Raw genomic sequence first — 19984 nt, 5'->3', positions numbered from 1 at the left:
TCAAATCACGGCGAACACGCGCGCCAGACGGCCGAAGAACCAGAACATTGACACCGAGCCGATGACATAGGCCGGCAGCGCCTCGCCCCAGCGCGGCACGACGGCATCGAGCCGCCGATGCGCCCAGATCAATGCGAGCACGAGCAGCACGAAGGCAAGCTGCCCGATCTCCACGCCGATGTTGAAGAACAGCAGCGCCGGGGGCAGCAGGCGGCGTTCGAGCCCAAGTCCTGCCAGTGCGCTTGCAAAGCCGATGCCGTGAACCAGGCCGAAGGTGAAGGCAACGATCCAGGGATAGCGGGCGGTGAGCCCGATCTCGCCGCGCTGTTGCTTGACGATCTCCACACCGACGAACGCGATGCTCAATGCGATGCAGGCGTTGAGCGGGCGTTCCGGCACGCCGATCAGGCCGAATGCCGCCGCGGCCAGCGAAGCGCTGTGCCCGATCGTGAAAGCGGTGATCGTCTTCACCAGACGCCAGCCGCCGCCGACGATCCAGATCAGGCCGAGCACAAACAGCAAATGATCGACGCCCAGCAGAATGTGATCGATACCGTAATTCACATAAGTCTTGGCCAACTCGATCCAGGTCTCCAGAGTCGGCGCGCCGGTGCCGAGCACGGAGACGACGGGATTGGCCGTGGAAATCGTGTAGCTGCGCGGCTCGCCCTCGATCGGAACGACCTTGATCAGGACGACCGACATGTTGGAGCCGAGATTGGTGATCGTGATCGGACCGATCAGCCCCTTCTGGCCGCAGTTCATCTCGGGCAGGCGCAAGAAGCAGTGCGGCGGCACCCGCAGATCGACCCGCGAGGCGCCGATCGACGGCTCGATGCTCCAGCGGCCGACGAAAGCGCCGGGGCGAACCTCGCGGAACTCGAGCACGCCCATCGCCGCTTCATGCGCATGAAGTGGCGACGGCCGGATCATCACGGCCACAGCCAGGGCCAAGGCCAGCAGCGCCAGCCGCAAATATCGAATGGTCGTCACGGCTCGTACCGCACTTGATAGGATGCCTTGAGCCGCTTGACCGCTTCCCAGGCGCGCTTGCGGGTTTCCTCCGTGTGCCAGTTCCTGGCGGCCTCATCCCGAACATTGTCGAGGCTGGCAAGATTTCCGGCTTGGCGCGAGTCCAGCCGGGCGACGTGCCAGCCGTCCTTGGACTGCAACAATTTCCATTCGCCCTGCGGCATCGCCAGCAGTCCGTCACGGAAACTGTCGCCGAAGGACGCCGCAAGACTTTCGACGGGGCGGCCGAGGATGGCGCGCGTAAGCTTCTGCAATTCCTCGGATTCGCGCTGCTGGGTGATGTCGTCGAGCTGACGCTGCGCCGTCTCCTGATCGGTGGGCGGGGTGATATAGAATGAAACGCGCTCCGGCTCGTCGAAGCGACCGTGATTTTCCGCGAACCAGGCTTGCAGCTGCTCGTCGGAGGGGCGGGGGACGCGGATCTGATCGAAGATCAGCAACTGCATCTTATAGGCGATGCGATCGCGGATCGTCTCGTCGCCGCGATCTACGGCAAGCGCCTTGCCTTCGCGATAGAGAATCTCGCTCGCGACCCAGCTGTCGATCATCTTCTGGAGCTGCGCCTCGGAAGGCGCGCGTTCCTTGTCCTCGTCGAAATTGTCGATGAAGGACTGCCGCATCGCCTTGGTGACGGTGATGACCTTTTCGTCCTTTGCCGGCGGATGCAGCACCGCGTCGATGCCGAAGATGATCGCTCCCAGCAAAGTGAAGTGCAGCAGAGGCTCGCGCGAGAGCCGCACGAGTGTAGAGGCGAACGAACGCGAGGACTTCGTTACTCCATGCGCGATATCATTCGAATCTGAACCTTCGATACGCGATATCGGAAAGGGCTGCACTTCAACGGGTGTTGCTGGCATTGACATACGATTGTCACAAACTTTCTTGGCGCGCGTGTCGCCGCGTCTCATGCGGCGATGCTTTTCATCTGTCATCTTCTATCGCTCATGCCGCGAAGAAAAATGCAATGGGAAAACGCAAGAGACAAGATGCCGCACATGCAGCGCGCAGTTGTCGCGGTCAAACACAAATCCTTCACGAAGCTGTATCGTAACTCTGGCCAGTATCGCCGCGTGCAGGGACTCGCAGCACGCGGTTGAGCCAAACGGTTCTCAAACTCCCCGCACCTCTGACGAATTTTCTCGATATGTGACACGAGGGGCGATAGATGTTTCGATCCGGCAAGACGATCCTGTTGACTGCAGCATCGGCAACCTTGGCGCTGACACAGAGTGCTGCAGCCGACGATTTTGGACGCGGCGAACGCCGCGGCAATCCCTATGTTGCCGGCGACATGCACAACCACAACACCTGTACCGACGGTTCGGTCGCAGCCGGCTACACGATCGATCGCGCGGTCGGCCGCGGTACCGCGTCCGCGGGCGGAAACAATTTCGATCTCGATTGGTTCACGCTCGGCAACCACGGCGGTTCCGGCAGCCGCGACTGCCGCTTCAGCGACACCAGCGCCAATCTTCCGGGACAGACCACGACGACCTGGAGCCAGACGCTCGGTCAGACCATCGACGGCATCACGATCAGCAGCCTGAAGGGTACCCCGAACGGCACCGGCAGCGGCGCGCAGATGTGGCGCTGGCAGTCGATCCGCGAGGTCGAGTATCCCACCATCGTCAATCGCACCAACACCTACGACAAGGTGCTGATCGAGGGTCTCGAGTGGATCGCGCCCGGTCACGAGCACGTCGACGTCGCCGTCATCACCGGACAGCACCCGAAGCACCGGTGGAAGCCCGGCAACGCGGACAAGATGGCGGAATTCGAATACCGCTTCGACCGTGCCGACACCGATGCGATCGGTCCCACCATCGACGCCAGCGGCAACCAGCTCTGGCCCGGCAAGGACAACGTCAACAACACGGGCACCGCGGGTCACCAGAAGGCGCTCACCGGAATCAAGTGGCTGCAGCAGAACTATCCGCTGCAATCCTACGTCATACCGACCCACACCGAGCGCCAGGGACCGTTCAACGCGACCGCCAACAAGGGCTACAATATCGAGCACTTCCGCGACTTCAACAACGCGGGTCCGACGGTGGCGTTCGGCATCGAATCGCCTGGTCACTTCGCCGAAGGCGGCGCCAACGGCGGCTCCGGCTCGTATACGGCCAACGCGGTCGGCGGCGGCACCTATGGCATGAGCGGCATCTACACCGCGAAGGTCGGCGGCCTCTGGGACGGTCTACTCGGCGAAGGCCGCAACTTCTTCATCTTCGTGAGCTCCGACTGGCACAGCCGCGGTGCGGGCGGTGCGCGCGATTCCTTCACGACGGCCGACTTCATCCCCGGCGAGTACACCAAGCTCTACGTTCCGAATGCCGGGCGCTTCTCGTCGCAGCACGTCATCGACGGCATGCGCTCGGGCAACTCGTACTCGGTCAACGCGGACCTCATCGGACCGGATCTGGTGTTCCGCGCCAAGGCGCACGGCGACGACTGGAAGACGATGGGCGAGACGCTGGTCGTGCGGCCCGGCGAGAAGGTAACGGTCGAGATGGAGATGACCGTCCCGGCTGAGAACAACGCACCCTACAGTTTCAACAACCCGCTGCTGCTGCCGGTCGGCATCAAGCAGCCGCTGAACAAGCCGTCGCTCGACCACGTCGACCTTATCACCGGCAAGATCACCGGCGTCGTTGCGCCCGATGCAGTCGGCTATGCGGTTCCGAATGCGGCCGGCACGGCCGGCGCGGCGATCGTGTACAACCCGACGGCGATCGTCGCGCAGCAGATCCTGGCGAAGGATATGCATCGCGAGCATCGGCACCATGGCGCTGTCCGCCTGAAGTTCACGACGACGTTCACCGCCGGCAATACGCCGTTCTACATCCGCGCTCGCGGAACCAACATTCCGAACGGCACGCCCAACGTCACCGACACCGCCGGAAACCCGCTGCTCGACTCCAATAACGCGCTGGTCAGCTGCACGGATCCGGCGTGTCCCGCGCATCTCGAAACGGTGAACGGCGCCAAGAAGGTGACCCACGACGTTCAGGCCTATTCGAACGTCTGGTTCTACGCCAATCCGATCTTCGTGCGGCCGGAACGTTCGCCGAAGCTGCTGGTCGAGACCAATGCCGAGCTGGCTCGCCGGCTTGGGCAGCGCGCGGACAACGATCATGATCACGATCATTACGATCATGATGACGACGATCATCATCACGACCACCACTAACGCGATGATTTGAGGCCATCCGGCGGGACGCATGACAAATGCGTCCCGCCGTACTTTCTTTCGCAATGCAAGTCCGACAGCACGACCTCGATGTATCTGCGCCGTATCCCCATCTGCACACTCTCGTTTCTCCTTGCCGGCTTCGGCTGCGCCGTAGCCACCTCCAGTGCGGTGCCTGCCTCCGACGAGCCCACCCGGGAAGACTGCAACGCCGCGGTTGCGGAGGCGCGCGCATTGGCGGCCGATCTGCCGCCCGATCATCTGTCCCGCTACTTTGCCGAGCGGCATTTGCACCAGGCCCTAGTCGAGGCCGGCAACGGCGAGTTCGACGAATGTGTCGATATGGCCGCGCGTGCCTCAGACGAGGTGCGCGAACGCCGCCATGAGCTACGGCCGGGCGAGCAGCTGAGAGTGCTCAAGCCCAACGAGTAGCGAAAGGGGCGATGTTGCGCGCTGTCATCGCAGCGTCATCTTTCCTCGCGCATTGTTGGCCGAGCTTCACCAACAGGTAGATGTCGCGACATGGATCAGATCGAGCCGCTTTTCCCGATTCCCCTCATGCGCTCGCCTGGGCTGCTGCCGCCATCGCTGAACGAAGCCGCCGTCGCCGCGATCCGCAGCACCAAGATCGAGGGCAATCTGCGTTCGGGCCAGCTGTTTCACACCGAGGTCGCCGATCCCCGCGACAACGAGCTGTTTCGCCAGATCGCCGAGCTTGCCATGCCGAAGCTGGTCGATTTCGGCGTCCTGCTGTTCGGCGAACAGCTGCGCTGGACGGTCAAGGAAATGTGGACCAACATGCTCGAGACCGGCGGAAACCAGACGCTGCACTCCCATGCCAACAGTTTCGTGTCCGGCATCTTCTATCTCACGCCCTCGCACGCGGCCTGCAAGACGGTGTTCGTGCGGCCGCCCGGCGGCTCAGACTTCTCCTTCCGCCACCACACCCGCAGCGCCGCCATCGGCCCGTTCAATGCGGGCAAATATGTCCTTCCGGAGGCCGAGCCCGGCGATCTCGTGCTGTTTCCGAGCTATCTCTATCACGAGGTCCCGCGAAATCCGGGCGGGCAGCGGATCACGATCGCCTTCAACGCGATTCCGGATCATCTGGACTGCTGGGGCTATCGCATCAACTTCGCGCCGTGAGGCCGTCGATCACTGGTTTCTGAGGCCGAACTCACGAAGCAGCAGGTCCCTTGCCTCGCGGCGTGACGGCGCTGCCTCATCGATCCGGCGCAGCAGGCGCGCGGCGGCCGCGCGATCGGAGCCGAGCAGGGACTTCGCCATCCCCATCAGCGGCCCATAGGCTGGATCGAACTCGGCGCTCAGGCGAAGCGCGTCGAGGAGGCCGGGCGAAGCAGAGTCGATCAGCGCGGCTCCGCGCGGATCACCCGGCAAGGACGCGCCAGCCTCGAGGAAGCGGTTGCGTGCGGCCCAATAGGCGTTGAGGCGTGCGCCCAGCGCGTCGCGCTCGGCTGCGCGGGCGAGGAGCTCATTCGGATCGGTCCGGATGTCTTTCATGACGGCAAGCAGCAGTGACCAGGGCGCCGCCGTGAGCGCACGGACATTTCGGCGCGCATCGAAGGTCACGAATGGATAGTCATCCGTGTTGCGCGGACCCTCGCCGGCGAATGCGGAGAGCGCGAGCGGGCCCGCCAGATATTGGCCAAGGAGATCGATGGGCGTCTCGAAGCCGAATGGGCGAACGACGGATGCGATCGCGGGATTGCGAAGCCGCGCAGCCAGCGTCTCGGTATCGAGATGGCCGCCGTTCCGCGTTCCGATCAGCGCAAGCATCGGTGTGCGGACGCTGTAGTGATTGAGCCAGGCCGCGCCGTCAGGATAGACGTCGAGAAAGCCACGAATGATGGTGCGCAGCGACGGCATATCGAGCTGGTATAGCGGCAGCCATTGGCAGAAGATCCCGCCGGGCGCGAGGCGCCGTTTCACGGCTGCGAAATGCTCCACCGTGTAGAGCGCGCCGCTGCCGTCGAGTGCGGGGTGGAAAAGGTCGGCGATGATCACGTCGTGCTGGCCGGTATCGGCAGCGACGTAGCGGCGGGCATCCGCCACCGTTACGAGCGGGGCTGATGCCGGCCGCGAATTGGCAAACCAGGGCAGGAGGTCGACCACCTCGCGCGAGAGCTCGACCGCGCGCACGCTGACACCGGGCATCTGCGCGCCGCCGACCATGGTGGCGCCGGTGCCGATGCCCAGGAACAAGGCGCTTTGCGGGGCCTGGTGCAGCAGCAGCGGCAGCATGGCCTGTCGATAGTCGGAGCGCGTCGAGCTCGTTCCGCCCATGCGGAAGTGACCATTGATCTCGAGGTAACGCACGCCTGCAGCGTCGTCGACGACGCTGGCGGTCGCCATCGGCCCTTCGCGCACTGCAAGCAGCGCCCCGCCCGGCGGCACCCGCGTCAACGATGGCGCAGGATTGAGCCACAGCACAAGCGCGGCGATCGCGGGCGCCGCGGACCATAGCAGTGCCGATCGGCCGGGCGGGAGCAGCAGCAGATAGCCGAGCGCAATTGCAAGCAGCGCCGTCCATGCACCAAGGCCCGGAATCAGCAATTGCGCCGCCAGCAGCGGCGCGATGCAGGCGCCAAGACCGTTGATGCCGACCGCCGCTCCGACCGAGCCACGCTGATCGCTGACCCGTTGCGCCAGCAGGCCGAACAGTGCGCCCATGGCGGTCGCGGGCACCAGGAACAGCGCGATCGCCACGGCCAGCTCGCCGAATTCGTCCGCAGCCGATACGGTCTCGACCAGGCGGCCGGCATAGGGCGCAAGCGCCGCGGTCGCAATGCACGCGAGCGCGGTTGCGGCGAGCAGGCCGCGGAGATTTCCATCCCTTGCATCGCGCCCGGATCGCTGCCAAAGCAGGCTCCCCACTGCGGTGCCGAGCAGATAGGCGGCGAGCAGTCCAGCGAAACTGTAGACGGTGTCCTCCATCACCTGCGCGGCGAGCCGGACCACGAGTACCTCGAAGGCGATTCCGAGCAGTCCGGTGGCAAACAAGGTGATCATGAGCCGCGCGTCGCGGATGCGATCCGGGCGCCGTTCCTCGCCATCGGCCTTGCCCGCCGCCGATCCGAGCGCGAGCGTGCCAACCGCGCAGAACGCGTTGACGGCTGCAAGGCAGATCAGCGTGCCCGAAAATCCCAGCGCCGGGATCAGGAGGAATGTCGAGATCAGTGTGCCGGCCAGAGCTCCAGCCGTATTCGCCCCATAGACGCCTGCCGTGACGCGGGCCTCGCCGCGCGCGTCCCGCATCATCCGTTCCAGCGCCGTCAGCGTTCCGCCCATCGCCATCGTTGCCGGCAGTAGCACGAGGGTCGGCAGCGCCAGGCTGCCGGCCCAGAGCAGGGCAGCCGACGGTTCGGTGCCGAGCAGCGGGGCAAGAGCGCGACCCGCGGCAGGCAGCAGCCAGACGCTGATCAGGCCCCAAACGGCAATGACGGCTTCGAGCATCGCATAGACGCGCCATGGCGATGCCGCGCGGCGGATCGGCCGATCGAGCGCGAACGCGCCGAGAGCCAGGCCGCCGAAGAACCCGGCGATGACCCCAAGGACCGCCATCATCTCGGTCCCCAGCACGAGGCTCAGCTGGCGCGTCCATACGATCTCGTAGCCGAGGCCTGCAAAACCCGACGCGGTCACGATCGGAACGAGAGCCCAGGCTCGGCTTGCAGCCTGACGCGCGCGCGCCGGTGCGGTCTCGTTCTGGACCGTGTCCGCGAACCGGCCAGCCGAAGCGATCGCGATGCTGTCCGGCTCAGATTGCATTCCCCTCACTCCCGTTCGAACGCGACCGGCCGCGGGGCAGCTGCGCGCTTGCATCGGCCCTCGTTCTCGGCCGATCAGAGCATTCGCTCTATGTCAGATTTTTTCAGGATTTGTGACGGCCGGTCAGCGCCCGTTGCCGGTGCGATCAGAATCTCGCCGCCACCGTGAGCCGCACCGCAAGCGGCTCGGCCGGATGGACGTGACGGTCGGCGACGCCATCTGTGGGCTCTCCCGGCAGGCGCGACAGATAGTAATATTCGATCTGGTTGGTCTGCGCGTTGAACAGGTTGAGCACGTCGAGCTGCACCCGCATGCCGTTGTCGAACCTGTAGCCGGCGCGCGCATTGAAGATCAGCGACGACCGCGACCGGACGCTGTCGTCTTCGATGAGCGGACGCGGACCGAAGTAGCGCGCTTTCAGGCTGCCGAACCAGCCGGTGTCGCCACCCAGCGTGATTGCGCTGCTGGCCACCCAGGCCGGTGCGCCGGGGATGCGGGACCCTGCGGGGTCGAAATCGGTGAAGCGCGCATGGGTCTGCGCGATATCGAGATCGACGGTCATCCACGGCACGGGCTTGTACTCGTTCGTCCATTCGACGCCGACGCGGCGGCTGGGCCGGCTCGGCTCGGTGGTGCCGGCGTCCCCGACGAACAACAGCTCGGAGTCGAAGTCGAGCACGAAAACTGCGATCGTGCTGGTGAGGCCCTCGATCACGTTGGTGCGGATGCCGAGTTCGGCGCCGCGCGAGCGCACCAGCAGCGGCACACGGTCGAGCGGGGTCACCTTGTCGTTGGGATCCACCGTGATCGTCGCGCCGCGGATGTCGTTGCTGTGCAGCCCGAAGCCGGCATTGCCGTAGAACTCGGTCTTGTACCAGGGGCCGAGCACGATGCCGGCCTTCGGGCTCGCCATCGACGCCTGCGCGTTGCCCGAATTCGCTGGCGTGTCGCTGAAGACGTGCCCGGCGAAGAAATCCTCGCGGATGCCGGCCGTGGTGTGTAGCCAGTCGTTCCAGTGCGTGGTCGTATCGGTCCACAGACCGACATTGCCCTCCTGTACACGGTCGTCGCGCACGGTCGAGAGCGAATTGCGCTGCTCGGTCTTGAGCAGACCGACGTGGATGTCATCGTAGCGGCTCTGCAGGCCGACGCGAGTCTGCGATTCGAGGCCGGCAAAGCGCCAATCGAATGTGTGCCGCGCGTCGAAGCCGCCAAGCGTACGACCGTCGAGCTGGCTGAACTGGTCGCCATTGACGGGATTGTCGAGGTAGTAGGTGAAATTGTTGAACAGCCGCAGGTCGGAGCGCACGACATAGGCGCTGACATTGGTCTGCCCGTAGTGGCTCGACTGCGCCCAGTTGCTCGACAGGCTGAAGCGGCTGGAGGTGCCGCCATCGGTCGGATCGAGCGTGCCGAGACGGGTGATCAGACCCTGGTCGATCGCGCGTTGCGGGACCTGATCGGTCGAAGTCCAGCCGTTGGAATAGGCCATCGCCGTCAGCGTCAGGCCGTCGGTCGCGGTGCCCTCGCTGTAGCGCACGACGCCGTTCAGCTTGCGGATATCGTCGGGGACGTCCCACGGCCCGTCATACTTGTTGGCTTCGAACGCCGTCAGCAGCGTGCCGTCGCCGACGCGCGTCGATCCGGCCGCCAGCGCGCGCCGATAGCCGAAGCTGCCGAAGGTCATCTCCGCGAAATTGTGCGGCAGCTTGTTGACGTAGTCGATCCCCACGGCGCCGGCTGATGCGAAGTCGCCCTGGTCGGCGAAATACGGTCCCTTGCGGACGTTGACCGACTGGATCAGCTCCGGGATCAGGAAGTTGATATCGGCATAGCCTTGCCCATGCCCGTGGGTCGGCATGTTGACGGGCATGCCCTCGATACTGATCGCAAGATCGGTGCCGTGATCGAGATTGAAGCCACGCAAAAAATACTGGTTGGCTTTGCCCTCACCGGAATGCTGCGTGACGATCAGCCCTGGCACCACTTCCAGCGCTTCGCCGGGCCGCGAGAACGGAATAGCGTTCACCTGTGCGCCGCTGATGCGCGTTGCGCTGGCGGCAGTGGGTTGCAAAGCGGTCGAACCGGCTGGCGTCGCACCGGTCGCATTGCCGCTCTCGGCCTGGTTGTCCGTGCGACCGGCAGTCTGGCTGTGCACACCAGGGTTTTTCGGCGGTTTTCTGCGGGCGTTCCGTTTGGGATGCTGATGGTCAGCCGCCGCAATGGTCACCGGCGGAAGCTCGGCGGGCGCCGAGCTGATCTCGTGGGCCGGGGCCGGGAACGTGCACAGGGCGGACGCTGCGGCGGCGGAAAACACCCGCAACAAGACCCTACGCACCACGATATCTCCGCACCACAACAATTGCATTCCAACACAGCCATACTATGGCAGGTGAGTATGACGATCTAGCAACAATATCATACTAGCCGGCGGCGGCCATTGCGAGGAGCGAATATCTGCAACCCCAAAAGGCGCATCGCCGGCCTGGACGCCCAAATTCATCTGCGCGCCGTTGCATTCCGGATAAGCCGTTGAAACATCGGCAAGGCAATCGCCGCTTCGCACGGCTGTCACATGGGTAACCGATAAGCCTTGCTTCCCTCGGCGCTGCATGTCCTGCATATGCAGGCCGTCAGCTTTCCGTGAACTGAGACTCTGCACTGCTGGCAATTTGGTTGATGACGCGAGGCATGCGAGCACATCGGGCGATACGGCGGATCTCGGCATGGCTCGCGCCCATGCTGGCGGCTTTGCTCGCCGCCTCCGCTCCGACCTTTGCGCTGCCGTCGGATTTTTCGGATGCCGACGCGCCAGCCTACGTCGTGCCGGCGCCCGACCGCCCGCTTCCGGAACTTCCCGCAACATCGGCGTCGGCCGTCAGTCCTGCGGTGCGATCGGCCTCGCCGGTCAAGCGTGAGGCAATGAAGGGCAATCCGCTCTGGGCGGTCCCGCTCGCAACATTGTCGGAAACGGGCGAGCGACCGATCTTTTCAGCTTCGCGGCGGCCGCCACCGCCTGGGGCCGCGGTCACCGCATCGAGCGCGCCGCCGCCGTCAGCGCCGCCGAGCCCGCCGCAGGCCGAGTTGCATCTGGTGCTGGTCGGCACCGTCGTCGGCGGCGATCAGGGTGTCGGGATTTTTGTCGACGAGAACAGCAAGACGACATTGCGCCTCAAGATCGACGGCGACTATCAGGGCTGGAAACTTCTTTCCGTGCATCGCCGGGAGGTGATCATGGCGCGCGGCGAGCTGACCGAGACGCTGGAGCTCACGAAGACGAGCCAGGGCGCGTCCGCAAACGTGTCGGCGGTTGCCGAAAGCACGGCAAAGCGCGGAAGCTCGCACACGGCGCAGTACGATTAGGTGAGCAGCAAGGCCTGTTTCGAGCCGGCGTCTGGCGAACCTGAGATACGCCGCTATCGCCGCGCCGCGACCGCGGTCATCTCGAGCTTCACGCCCGGACCAAGATCGGCCACGCCGATGGCCGCGCGTGCCGGTAGATGCGCTTCTGCGAAGTGCGCTTTCCAGGCCGCGTTGAACTCGGCCTTCTCCTTGAGATCGGTCATGTAGATGGTCACCTGCAAGACCTTGGATACATCGGATCCGTCTTCAGGAGCTGCGCCAGCTGCCCGAGCACGTCGTTGGCCTGGCCCGACATGTCGAGGCTCGTATCCTCGGGGACGATTCCGCCGATATAGAGCACGCCATTGTGCTCGACCACTTCGTGAAGAAGTCCTTCGTAGGGCAAGACGCGCTGGATCATGAGAGACCGATGTTGCTCGAGGGGTACGGGTGGCATATCGCATATTCCAATGTCAGTGTCGTCAGAGGAAATTTCGTGCCCTTGTCAGGCGGCTCGATCAGGATGCTCCCGAAGGCTTGTGGAACAAGGTATTGGAAATGATGGAACAATCGGGTCGATGAACCTCCGCGATCGTTCACTCGAGGGTTTACTCGCCTGTACTTGCGCACGAGGGTCCGGCATTTCCGCTGGCCTGATCGCAACGACAATCGGGAGCGGATCAGTATACTGCGACCGGAATTGACTCGGACACGACCCGGACCACGCACCGGAACAAGGATCAGATGATGGACGACACGATTGGCTTTCCCGACCCCGGCCTCGATCTGTCGGACGGCTTCAAGCCGCACACCTCGCATTGGGGTGTGTTTTCCGCGCGTCAGGGCGAAGGCGGGCTCGAGGTCCGGGCCTATGCGGGCGATCCCGATCCGAACGGCATCATCGACAATTTCCCCGGCGCGCTGCGCCACCAGGCGCGCATCGCCCAGCCGGCGATTCGCCGCGGCTGGCTCGAGCGCGGTCCGGGCCCGGATGATCGCCGCGGCCGCGACGAATTCGTCTCCGTCAGCTGGGAGAAGGCGCTCGATCTGCTCGGCGACGAACTCGGCCGCATCCGCGATACGCGGGGTCCCGGCGCGGTGTTCGGCGGCTCCTACGGCTGGTCGAGCGCGGGCCGCTTCCATCATGCGCAAAGTCAGGTTCACCGCTTTCTCAACATCGCCCTAGGCGGCTATGTGCGCTCGGTGAACACCTATTCGTCCGGCGCGTCCTCGGTGCTGCTGCCGCAGATCCTTGCGGGCTATGAGGACATCACCAAGCGCAACGTCACCTGGGAGCAGATCGCCGCCGAGACCGACATTGTGCTCGCCTTCGGCGGCATGGCGCTGAAGAACTCGATGGTGGCCGGCGGCTCGATCAGCAAGCATGTCGAACGTGGCGCAATGGACGCTGCGCGCCGGCGCGGCTGCGAGTTCATTCTGGTCAGTCCGCTGCGCGACGATCTGCCCGTCGAGGCCGGGGCCGAATGGATGAGCTGCGTGCCCGGCACCGACACGGCCCTGATGCTCGGCATCGTCCACACGCTGGTGAGCGAGAACCTGCACGACCAGGCCTTCCTTGATCGCTACACCGAAGGCTGGCCCATCTTCCTGCGCTATCTCGATGGCGAGATCGATGGGCAGGCCAAGCACGCCGAGTGGGCCGCAGCAATTTGCGGCGTCGACGCCGACACCATCCGCTCGCTTGCGCGCCGCGCCGCCGGCAAGCGCGCACTGATCACCGTCTCGCATTCGCTCCAGCGCGCCGAGCATGGCGAGCAGCCGGTGTGGATGGGCATGGTGCTGGCGGCAGCCCTCGGCCAGATCGGCTTGCCTGGCGGCGGCTATGCCTATTCGTTAGGTGCGATCGGCTACTACGGCCGCCGCGTCAACGACGTGCCGGGGCCGACGCTGGGGCAGGGCCGGAACGGCGTCGCCGATTTCATTCCGGTGGCGCGCATCGCCGACATGCTGCTCAATCCGGGCACGACCTATCGCTACAATGGCGAGACGCGCACTTATCCGGACATTCGCCTTGTCTACTGGGCCGGCGGCAATCCCTTCCACCACCACCAGGACATCAACCGTCTGCGCAAGGCGTTTGCGCAGCTCGACACGTTCGTCGTGCACGAGCTTGCCTGGACCGCGACAGCGCGCCACGCCGATATCGTGCTGCCCTCGACCATGACGCTGGAGCGCGAGGACATCGGCTATTCCGCCAACGACCCCCTCATGGTCGCGATGCACCGCATCGCCGAGCCGTTCGGCCTTGCGCGCGACGATTACGAGATCTTCGCCGATCTCGCCGAACGTCTCGGTGCGCGCGAGCCGTTCACCGAGGGGCGCACGTCACGCGAGTGGCTGGAGCATCTCTACGAGCCGACCCGCGCCTCGCTCGCCAAGCGCGGCCTGGAAGCGCCGAGTTTTGACGAGTTCTGGCGGCGCGGCAGCCTGGTCGTGCCGCAGCAGCCCGACGACGGCGGCCGGCTACGCCGCTTCCGCGAGGATCCGGTCAATCATGCCCTGCCGACGCCGAGCGGCCGCATCGAGATATTCTCGCAAAAGATCGCAGACCATGGCGATGCGGATTGTCCGGGCCATCCGGTATGGCTCGAGAAGACCGATACACCGAAGCCTGGCTCGCCGTGCTTCCTGGTCGCCAACCAGCCGGTGACGCGCCTGCACAGCCAGCTCGATTTCGGCGGCCACTCGCTTGGCGCAAAGCATCGCGGCCGCGAGGTCGCGCGCATGAACCCGGTCGACGCTAGCGCGCGCGGCATCAAGGATGGCGACATCATCCGCCTGTTCAACGAGCGCGGCGCCTGCCTTGCCGCCGTCCACGTCACCGACGGCATCGCAGCCGGCGTCGTGCAGCTTCCGACGGGCGCCTGGTACGATCCGATGGACCCTGAGGATGACGCGCCGCTCTGCGTCCACGGCAATCCGAATGTGCTCACGCGCGACATTGGGACGTCGTCGTTTGCGCAGGGCTGCACAGGGCAGCTGACGACCGTCGAGGTCGAGAAGTTCACCGGCAATCTGCCGCCGATCCGGGCGTTCGATCCGGTTAGGGAGCTCTCTACGTAGTCGGCGCTTGTGGCGAACGTCAAAATGGGGCCGCCCTGTATGGGCGCAGGAACGGCCCCGAGAGGCTCGCGGACCCGGGAGGAGGAGGACGCGAGCCGGCGCAAATCGACGAGCTATGCAGCGGCGCTAGTGATCGAATGCCCGTCGGCCGATGGACGGCGCCGCGGCAGCGCTTCGATCTCGCAACGCTGGTTCTTGCTCGCAAGGCGCCAGCGTGCCGGAGACAGGCCGCTGATGCGCTTGAACACGGTCGAGAAATGCGCCTGCGTGCTGAAACCGACGGCGAGTGAGATTTCGGCCAGCGGCCGCGCGGTCGTCGCGAGCAGCGTCTTCGCATGCTCGATCCGGTATTTGAGCAGATATTCGCGAGGACGATAGCCGGTCGCGGTGCGGAATTGTGCCGCAAAGTGCATCCTGGACAGGCCGGCGACATTGGCGAGCTCGGACAGGCTGATGCAGCGGTCGAAATGATCGGCGATGTATTGCTCGACCCGCCGCAACCGCCATTTCGGCAAGGCATTGACCCGCGGGCGGATTGTAAGATCAATCGAGCCGTGCGCCGCTTGCAAATTCATCGACATCGTTCGTCCTCTTTTGGCTCCGCCGCTCTTGCAACGACGGCAAGCGCGCAGACCCATTCGTTTTCATGCTGAGAGGATAGGTGCGACTTGGCCAGGAAGCCCGTTAGGGGTGATTAGGATGTGTTAGTTTTTGTGCGTGCTCACTGGGTGCGACAGCCCGCCGCAGGAGCTCTGATTGCGCTCAGTTTTTCGGACAATTGCGTAGATCAGCCTCGTCACGGGACAGCGCAGCGATATCGCGTGGCGATTGACCGGCTCAGCGCCTCCTGTCGCCGCCGCTACTCGAACACGGCGTCGAAAATCTCGACATCCATCAGCACGGGCTTTGCGATCACGCTTCCGTCAGGCCGCAGCGCCTGCGCGCGTCGAAGCGTCGGCACCACGATGCCGCCAAAGCTGTCATGCGCCCAGGAGTAATGCGTGATCTTCATTCCGAAAAGATCGTGATCTGTTCGCCGCTGCAGCGCGTTCTCGTCGAAATAGAAAATCTGTTCGGGCGCGAGCGTGATCAGGTGTGAGGGGAATTGCGCCCGCAGCCGCCGCCACGTCTCGCTGTTCTCGTGCCATGGCGCAAGCTCTTCGGTGACGACATCGGGATGGGCGAGCAGGAACGGATTGGTCAGATAGTTCCAGATCGTGACGCCACAGAAGAAGACGAGGTGCAACTCGTCCGCCAGCGCAGGAGAGCCGAGCTCGGGAAACGCAAGGCTCGGATTGCGCCAGGTCCGCAGCACCTCGCCGTCCACGCTCTCGATCGCGATCGCATCGGGCTGAAAGGTGCCGCAGTGCTCGCCGCCGGTGATGCCGGTGAAGCGGACCGATTGCGTGCGGGTCGAGCCTTCCGCGGTCACGTCCTTGAATTCCCCGGCATGTCCGGCGCTGGCGAACAGCGCGCCGCCAACGGAAAGGTGGAGCGTGAACCGGTCCAGGCTATTCCAGCGCGCCATGCCGCCGCTGGCATTGATTGCATCGTCAAGGAGCGCCATGTCCCGCCATATCCGCCGTGAAGCGCCATCACCATGGCGGGGCAAATGCGGCTTGGCGTGTTAGAAGTTGTTAGGACTTGCGAGCGCGCGAGATGGCGGTATCTCGTTGAAAACGCTCTCAATTCAGGGTGCCCAGCAGTCCCCTTGCGCTGACCAGATCGCGGCTCTGAAGCCCTTCCTGATATTGCGCGAGGAGCGGGGCGAGCAGGGCGCGTGCTTCGCCTGCTTTTCCGGCCCGCTGCCAGATGCGGCCGAGGCTGATCGCGCCGCGGAGCTCCCAGCCGAGCGCGCGTTGCCGCCGCGCCAGATCGAGTGATCTGCGCAGATGGCTCTCGGCCTCTGCCGCATTGCCCGACCGCGCCAGGATCTCGCCCTTGATCCTGAGCATCTCCGGCATGTCGAAGGATTCGCCATGGTCGGGGATTTGACCGATGGCCTCATTGATCGTCTGCAAGGCCTCCTCGGGCTGGTCCTGCGCGGCGAGACCCTCGGCGAGCGCGGTCGCAAACACCGTCGTCATGATCCGGTGCCGTGTCGCGTACAGCGTCGCCTGGCTGCGGCGGAGGTGCTCGATTCCAGCCGCGACGTCGCCGCGGCGCAGCAGCAGCTCGCCCTTCTGGCCGATGCCGACCGCCTGATAGGGACCCAGGAAGTGCCGCGCCGAATGCTCGATCAGCCGCTCGATCAGGATCTCGGCATTGGCGAAGTCGCCAACCCAGAGAAACACGTAGATCGTCCAGATCAGCGAGATGCCGAGCGTCAGCGGCTGTTCGAGCAGTTCGGCCTCGCGCACGGTGTACTCGGCCGCCTCGATCGCGCGATCGGGCCGGCCCGTGAGCCACAGGCCGCGCGCCAGCGCGACCAGTGCGACGATGCGGTCGTCATAACCGAGATGGCCGATATTCAGCCGCTGCGAACCCGGATTGTGCAGCATCGCACTTTGGCAGAACTGCACGGCCTTGTCCTGATTGCCGATCAGATGATGCGCGACGCCCAACATCCATTCGACGTTCAGCGATGCGGCGGGATCGTTCAGCTTGCGCGCGACGCTCTCGCTCTGCTCGCCGGTCCCGAGCGCGCCGTGAAAATCTCCGACCCTGGTGAGGTAAATGTGCAGGCCACGCAGCAGCCAGAGCTGCCAATGCATATCCTCGAGCCCCTGCGCCAGCTGAAGGCTGCGCGTGAACGCCGCGCGAACCGCGTCGGTATTGCCCTGTGTGAACATCACGGAGACGCCAAGCGCGGCCTGCAGCGTCATCTCCTGGCGGCTGTCCATGGTACCCATGTCGAGCGCCCGCTGGGTCCAGCGATGGCATTCCGTCAGCAATGTCAGCTCGAGGAAGAACTGGGCTGCGGAGGCCGCCAGATCCACGCCGATCATCCGGTCGCCGCCGTCCGAAAAGCTCCAGGTCAGCGCGGCCCGGACGTTAGGCAGATGGTCGGCATAGGGGAGAAAGCCGCCTGCCGTCTGCATGCCCGTGGATTTGAGCGCGATGTCGCGCAGGAAGCCGCGGAAATATTCGGCGTGGGCGCGCGCGACGCGGGTCGCCTCGCCGCGCTCGACGAGCTTGTCGCCGACGAAGGTGCGGGTGGTGTCGAGCAGGCGATAGCGCAGCCGCCGCTCCGCGGGCGAGGTCGCGATCAGGGATTTGGAGAGCAGGCTCGAGATCGCCTCGACCGCCTCCGGCTCGCTGATGCCCTGGCTGGCCGCAACCGCCACCGCGGCTTCCAGCGTGAACGGGCCGACGAACACCGATAATGCGCGCAGCGCCGCGCTTTCGGTCGCCGGCAGCAGATCGTAGCTCCACGCCAGCGCGGCGCTCAGGGTCTGATGCCGCGGGATGGCGGTGCGCCGTCCGCGCCACAACAGCGAGAAGCGGTTGTCGAGCAGCGAGGCGGTCCCGGCGATGCCATAGGCGTTGACGCGTCCGGCCGCGAGTTCGATCGCGAGCGCGATGCCGTCCAGCCGCCGGCAGATATCCGCGACGAGCGGCGCGTCCTCCTCGCTCAGCTCGAAATTACCCAGGCTCTCGGCGATGCGTTCCACGAAGAGCTGGCTCGCGGGATAGGCAAGAATGTCGGCGATGCCGAGCCCGTCGCGCTCCGGCGGGCAATCCAGCGGAAACAGCCGATGGACGCGTTCGCCTTCGGTGCGAAACGACTCACGGCTGGTGGCGAGGACATGCAGCTCGCCCGCCTCGCGAACCATACGCTCGGCCAGCGGCGCGAGCTCGTCGATGATGTGCTCACAGCTGTCAAACACCAGCAGCATTCGCCGGCTGCGCAGGAACGTCAGCAAGCCAGGCATCGGGTCGTCGGAATTGACGGTCAGGCCCAGCGCTGCCGCGATTGTCCCGGGAACGAGCCGGGCATCGGTCAGCGCGCCGAAATCGACGAAGCTCACCCGGCCGTCGAAGGCCTGGAGCTCACCATGCGCGACGGCGAGCGCGACCGAGGTCTTGCCGATGCCGCCGGGGCCGACGATGGTGACGAAGCGATGCTGCGCCAATTCAGTGGAGATCCGTTCGACCGCATCGTCTCGCCCGATCATTTTCGCAAGCGGCGCTGGAAGCGCGTGAGGCGCCGGGGCAGCCGGGCTCGTTCGCCGCTCCGCAGCTTCGGCCCGAAGCAGTGGAGCCGCGAAGCAATAGCCGCGTCCGGGGACGTTGACGACGTAGCGCGAGCCTAAGCCGGCATCCCCCAAGGCCTTACGCAGCGTCGTGATGTGGAACCGCAAACTGCCTTCGTCGACATTCACGTCGGCCCAGACGCGCTTGATCAACTCCCGCTTGTCCACGACCTCGCCGGCGCGCTCGGCGAGGAAAATCAGGATATCGAGCGCACGGCCGCCGAGGTGAAGCGGGGCGCCGTCCTTCTCCAGGAGACGCGACTTGGCGAACAGGCGGAATGGCCCGAAGGCAATGGCCGAATCCTGGTCGCTGATGTTCGGCACGGGCCAATGATTCCAGTCAGAGAGCTGACGTCTGCACCTTCGTCTAGCAGAACGACGTTATCAGTAAACTGCCCGAAAGTGGCGAAATCGCGCGGCCGATCGGCCGAGCGCACGGGCACGATCTGTCACAAATTTTGCTTAAGCGCGAGCGGCTTACTGCGCGCCCTGCGACAATTCGTCAGTATGCTTGACCGTGCAGAGGACAGCTTCGCTGCCACACTCTGTTTGCCGCCGATCATAACAGAATCTTGCAACGTCTAACGAGCGATGCGCGCAAACTGCATCCAGTATGGTCTCCGAGCTCAGTGTTACGTCAAACGGGAGGCTATGATGTCCGGTATCGGCGCTCGGCCGAACGACCATGTCGTTCGATCTGAATTTGTGGCCAATCTCGACGATCAGTCGCGCGATTGGGAGCTGGTGCTGCGGGAATCACATCATCGGATGAAGAACACGCTGACGCTGCTGGGTGCGTCAGTCCGTCGCGATTTCACGCGGGCAGGGCCAAGGGACGTTTCGGTTGCGGTGGACCGGTTCGAGCGGCGCATCGTCGCCTTCGGCAGGCTCTACCAGCTTCTGTCCGACAGCGGTGATTCATCGCCGGTCTCTATCGAAGCCTTCTTGGAGAATTTGTGCGGAGCGCTCTCCGAAGCGGTGCTAGCGCCGGCGGGCATCCGCTGCGAAGCTGCGCTCGCGAGCGGCACGTTGTCGGCATCGCAATGTCATCGGCTCGCGCTGATGCTGATGGAGCTGGTGACGAATGCGGCAAAGCATGCCTTCCCGAACAAGAACGGTGCGCTGATCCGCATCGACATGGCGAGGCGCAACGGCGCCTGGCTCTGCACAGTCGCCGACAACGGCATCGGTGCGACCGGTCCGGTTCAGGGCACCGGCAGCCGTATCCTCGAAGGGCTCGCCCGCAGCATCCAGGCGCGGCTGCACGGCGAGACCGGGCAGGGCGGCACGCGGGTAACCATCGTGATGCCGGCGGCTGACTAAAAACGTCTCTACTCGTAATCGCTGCACC

15 protein-coding genes and 1 pseudogene are annotated in these 19984 nt (G+C 64.8%); 6 read left to right on the top strand and 10 right to left on the bottom strand.

All coding sequences use genetic code 11. The features are described 5' to 3' along the window. A complete protein-coding gene (locus AC5V87_RS30200; RefSeq protein ID WP_495371973.1) occupies nt 1-933 on the bottom strand; it encodes a HupE/UreJ family protein in 933 nt (310 codons plus the stop codon). Between the two features lie 56 nt (nt 934-989). Further along, the gene (locus tag AC5V87_RS30195) at nt 990-1964 is read right to left on the bottom strand and encodes a peptidyl-prolyl cis-trans isomerase (RefSeq protein WP_495368642.1); all 975 of its coding nucleotides are present in this window, start codon (nt 1962-1964) and stop codon (nt 990-992) included. Between the two features lie 233 nt (nt 1965-2197). Here AC5V87_RS30195 and AC5V87_RS30190 point away from each other — a divergent pair, with 233 nt between their 5' ends. The 3 genes from AC5V87_RS30190 (at nt 2198) to AC5V87_RS30180 (ending at nt 5368) form a co-directional block, all read left to right on the top strand. Then, nucleotides 2198-4222, top strand: coding sequence for a cupredoxin domain-containing protein (locus AC5V87_RS30190; protein ID WP_495368641.1), 2025 nt, complete (start codon nt 2198-2200; stop codon nt 4220-4222). Between the two features lie 90 nt (nt 4223-4312). Then, nucleotides 4313-4654, top strand: a complete 342-nt coding sequence (locus AC5V87_RS30185; protein WP_456836794.1) for a hypothetical protein — start codon at nt 4313-4315, stop codon at nt 4652-4654. Nucleotides 4655-4744: 90 nt separating this feature from the next. Continuing rightward, complete coding sequence (locus AC5V87_RS30180; RefSeq protein WP_456836795.1) at nt 4745-5368, top strand: 2OG-Fe(II) oxygenase family protein; 624 nt, start codon at nt 4745-4747, stop codon at nt 5366-5368. 9 nt (nt 5369-5377) lie between these two features. On the opposite strand, the gene AC5V87_RS30175 is transcribed toward AC5V87_RS30180, so the two are convergent. The 3 genes from AC5V87_RS30175 to AC5V87_RS30165 form a co-directional block, all read right to left on the bottom strand. Next, nucleotides 5378-8011, bottom strand: coding sequence for a spermidine synthase (locus tag AC5V87_RS30175; protein WP_495368640.1), 2634 nt, complete (start codon nt 8009-8011; stop codon nt 5378-5380). 145 nt (nt 8012-8156) lie between these two features. Further along, nucleotides 8157-10379, bottom strand: a complete 2223-nt coding sequence (locus AC5V87_RS30170) for a TonB-dependent receptor (protein ID WP_495368639.1) — start codon at nt 10377-10379, stop codon at nt 8157-8159. A gap of 15 nt (nt 10380-10394) precedes the next feature. Next, complete coding sequence (locus AC5V87_RS30165) at nt 10395-10739, bottom strand: hypothetical protein (RefSeq protein ID WP_495368638.1); 345 nt, start codon at nt 10737-10739, stop codon at nt 10395-10397. An 11-nt stretch (nt 10740-10750) separates the two neighbouring features. Between AC5V87_RS30165 and AC5V87_RS30160 the strand changes: the two genes are divergently transcribed. Further along, nucleotides 10751-11374 carry a hypothetical protein gene (locus tag AC5V87_RS30160; protein WP_495368637.1) on the top strand — a complete coding sequence of 208 codons (624 nt, stop codon included), beginning with the start codon at nt 10751-10753 and terminating at the stop codon, nt 11372-11374. 53 nt (nt 11375-11427) lie between these two features. Here the strand turns inward: AC5V87_RS30160 and AC5V87_RS30155 are convergent, their stop codons facing one another. Next, a complete protein-coding gene (locus AC5V87_RS30155) occupies nt 11428-11577 on the bottom strand; it encodes a Rid family hydrolase (RefSeq protein WP_495368636.1) in 150 nt (49 codons plus the stop codon). A gap of 8 nt (nt 11578-11585) precedes the next feature. Continuing rightward, on the bottom strand, nt 11586-11774 hold the full coding sequence (locus tag AC5V87_RS30150) for a RidA family protein (protein WP_495368635.1): 189 nt from the start codon (nt 11772-11774) through the stop codon (nt 11586-11588). Nucleotides 11775-12100: 326 nt separating this feature from the next. Here AC5V87_RS30150 and AC5V87_RS30145 point away from each other — a divergent pair, with 326 nt between their 5' ends. Next, nucleotides 12101-14437 (top strand): molybdopterin guanine dinucleotide-containing S/N-oxide reductase, encoded by a 2337-nt coding sequence (locus AC5V87_RS30145; protein ID WP_456836800.1) that lies wholly within the window; start codon nt 12101-12103, stop codon nt 14435-14437. A gap of 113 nt (nt 14438-14550) precedes the next feature. On the opposite strand, the pseudogene AC5V87_RS30140 reads toward AC5V87_RS30145, so the two are convergent. The 3 genes and pseudogenes from AC5V87_RS30140 to AC5V87_RS30130 all read right to left on the bottom strand — a co-directional run. Beyond that, nucleotides 14551-15027 (bottom strand): annotated as a pseudogene (locus AC5V87_RS30140) (helix-turn-helix domain-containing protein); the annotation flags it as partial. A 269-nt stretch (nt 15028-15296) separates the two neighbouring features. Further along, nucleotides 15297-16004 carry a hypothetical protein gene (locus AC5V87_RS30135; RefSeq protein WP_495368634.1) on the bottom strand — a complete coding sequence of 236 codons (708 nt, stop codon included), beginning with the start codon at nt 16002-16004 and terminating at the stop codon, nt 15297-15299. A 118-nt stretch (nt 16005-16122) separates the two neighbouring features. Then, nucleotides 16123-18957 carry an ATP-binding protein gene (locus AC5V87_RS30130; protein WP_495368633.1) on the bottom strand — a complete coding sequence of 945 codons (2835 nt, stop codon included), beginning with the start codon at nt 18955-18957 and terminating at the stop codon, nt 16123-16125. 330 nt (nt 18958-19287) lie between these two features. On the opposite strand from AC5V87_RS30130, the gene AC5V87_RS30125 reads away from it, so the two are divergent. Further along, on the top strand, nt 19288-19956 hold the full coding sequence (locus AC5V87_RS30125) for a sensor histidine kinase (protein ID WP_495368632.1): 669 nt from the start codon (nt 19288-19290) through the stop codon (nt 19954-19956). Nucleotides 19957-19984 lie beyond the last annotated feature (28 nt).

The organism is Bradyrhizobium sp. SOJA106, assembly GCF_059448745.1.
This window is presented reverse-complemented; position numbering and strand designations above follow the sequence as displayed.

Bases quoted from the DNA above. Each gene is read 5' to 3' on its own strand.
- AC5V87_RS30200 (WP_495371973.1), bottom strand. From the start codon at position 933: ATGATCCGGCCGTCGCCACTTCATGCGCATGAAGCGGCGATGGGCGTG.
- AC5V87_RS30195 (WP_495368642.1), bottom strand. From the start codon at position 1,964: ATGACAGATGAAAAGCATCGCCGCATGAGACGCGGCGACACGCGCGCC.
- AC5V87_RS30190 (WP_495368641.1), top strand. From the start codon at position 2,198: ATGTTTCGATCCGGCAAGACGATCCTGTTGACTGCAGCATCGGCAACC.
- AC5V87_RS30185 (WP_456836794.1), top strand. From the start codon at position 4,313: ATGTATCTGCGCCGTATCCCCATCTGCACACTCTCGTTTCTCCTTGCC.
- AC5V87_RS30180 (WP_456836795.1), top strand. From the start codon at position 4,745: ATGGATCAGATCGAGCCGCTTTTCCCGATTCCCCTCATGCGCTCGCCT.
- AC5V87_RS30175 (WP_495368640.1), bottom strand. From the start codon at position 8,011: ATGCAATCTGAGCCGGACAGCATCGCGATCGCTTCGGCTGGCCGGTTC.
- AC5V87_RS30170 (WP_495368639.1), bottom strand. From the start codon at position 10,379: ATGCAATTGTTGTGGTGCGGAGATATCGTGGTGCGTAGGGTCTTGTTG.
- AC5V87_RS30165 (WP_495368638.1), bottom strand. From the start codon at position 10,739: ATGCCGAGATCCGCCGTATCGCCCGATGTGCTCGCATGCCTCGCGTCA.
- AC5V87_RS30160 (WP_495368637.1), top strand. From the start codon at position 10,751: ATGCTGGCGGCTTTGCTCGCCGCCTCCGCTCCGACCTTTGCGCTGCCG.
- AC5V87_RS30155 (WP_495368636.1), bottom strand. From the start codon at position 11,577: ATGACCGATCTCAAGGAGAAGGCCGAGTTCAACGCGGCCTGGAAAGCG.
- AC5V87_RS30150 (WP_495368635.1), bottom strand. From the start codon at position 11,774: ATGATCCAGCGCGTCTTGCCCTACGAAGGACTTCTTCACGAAGTGGTC.
- AC5V87_RS30145 (WP_456836800.1), top strand. From the start codon at position 12,101: ATGGACGACACGATTGGCTTTCCCGACCCCGGCCTCGATCTGTCGGAC.
- AC5V87_RS30135 (WP_495368634.1), bottom strand. From the start codon at position 16,004: ATGGCGCTCCTTGACGATGCAATCAATGCCAGCGGCGGCATGGCGCGC.
- AC5V87_RS30125 (WP_495368632.1), top strand. From the start codon at position 19,288: ATGTCCGGTATCGGCGCTCGGCCGAACGACCATGTCGTTCGATCTGAA.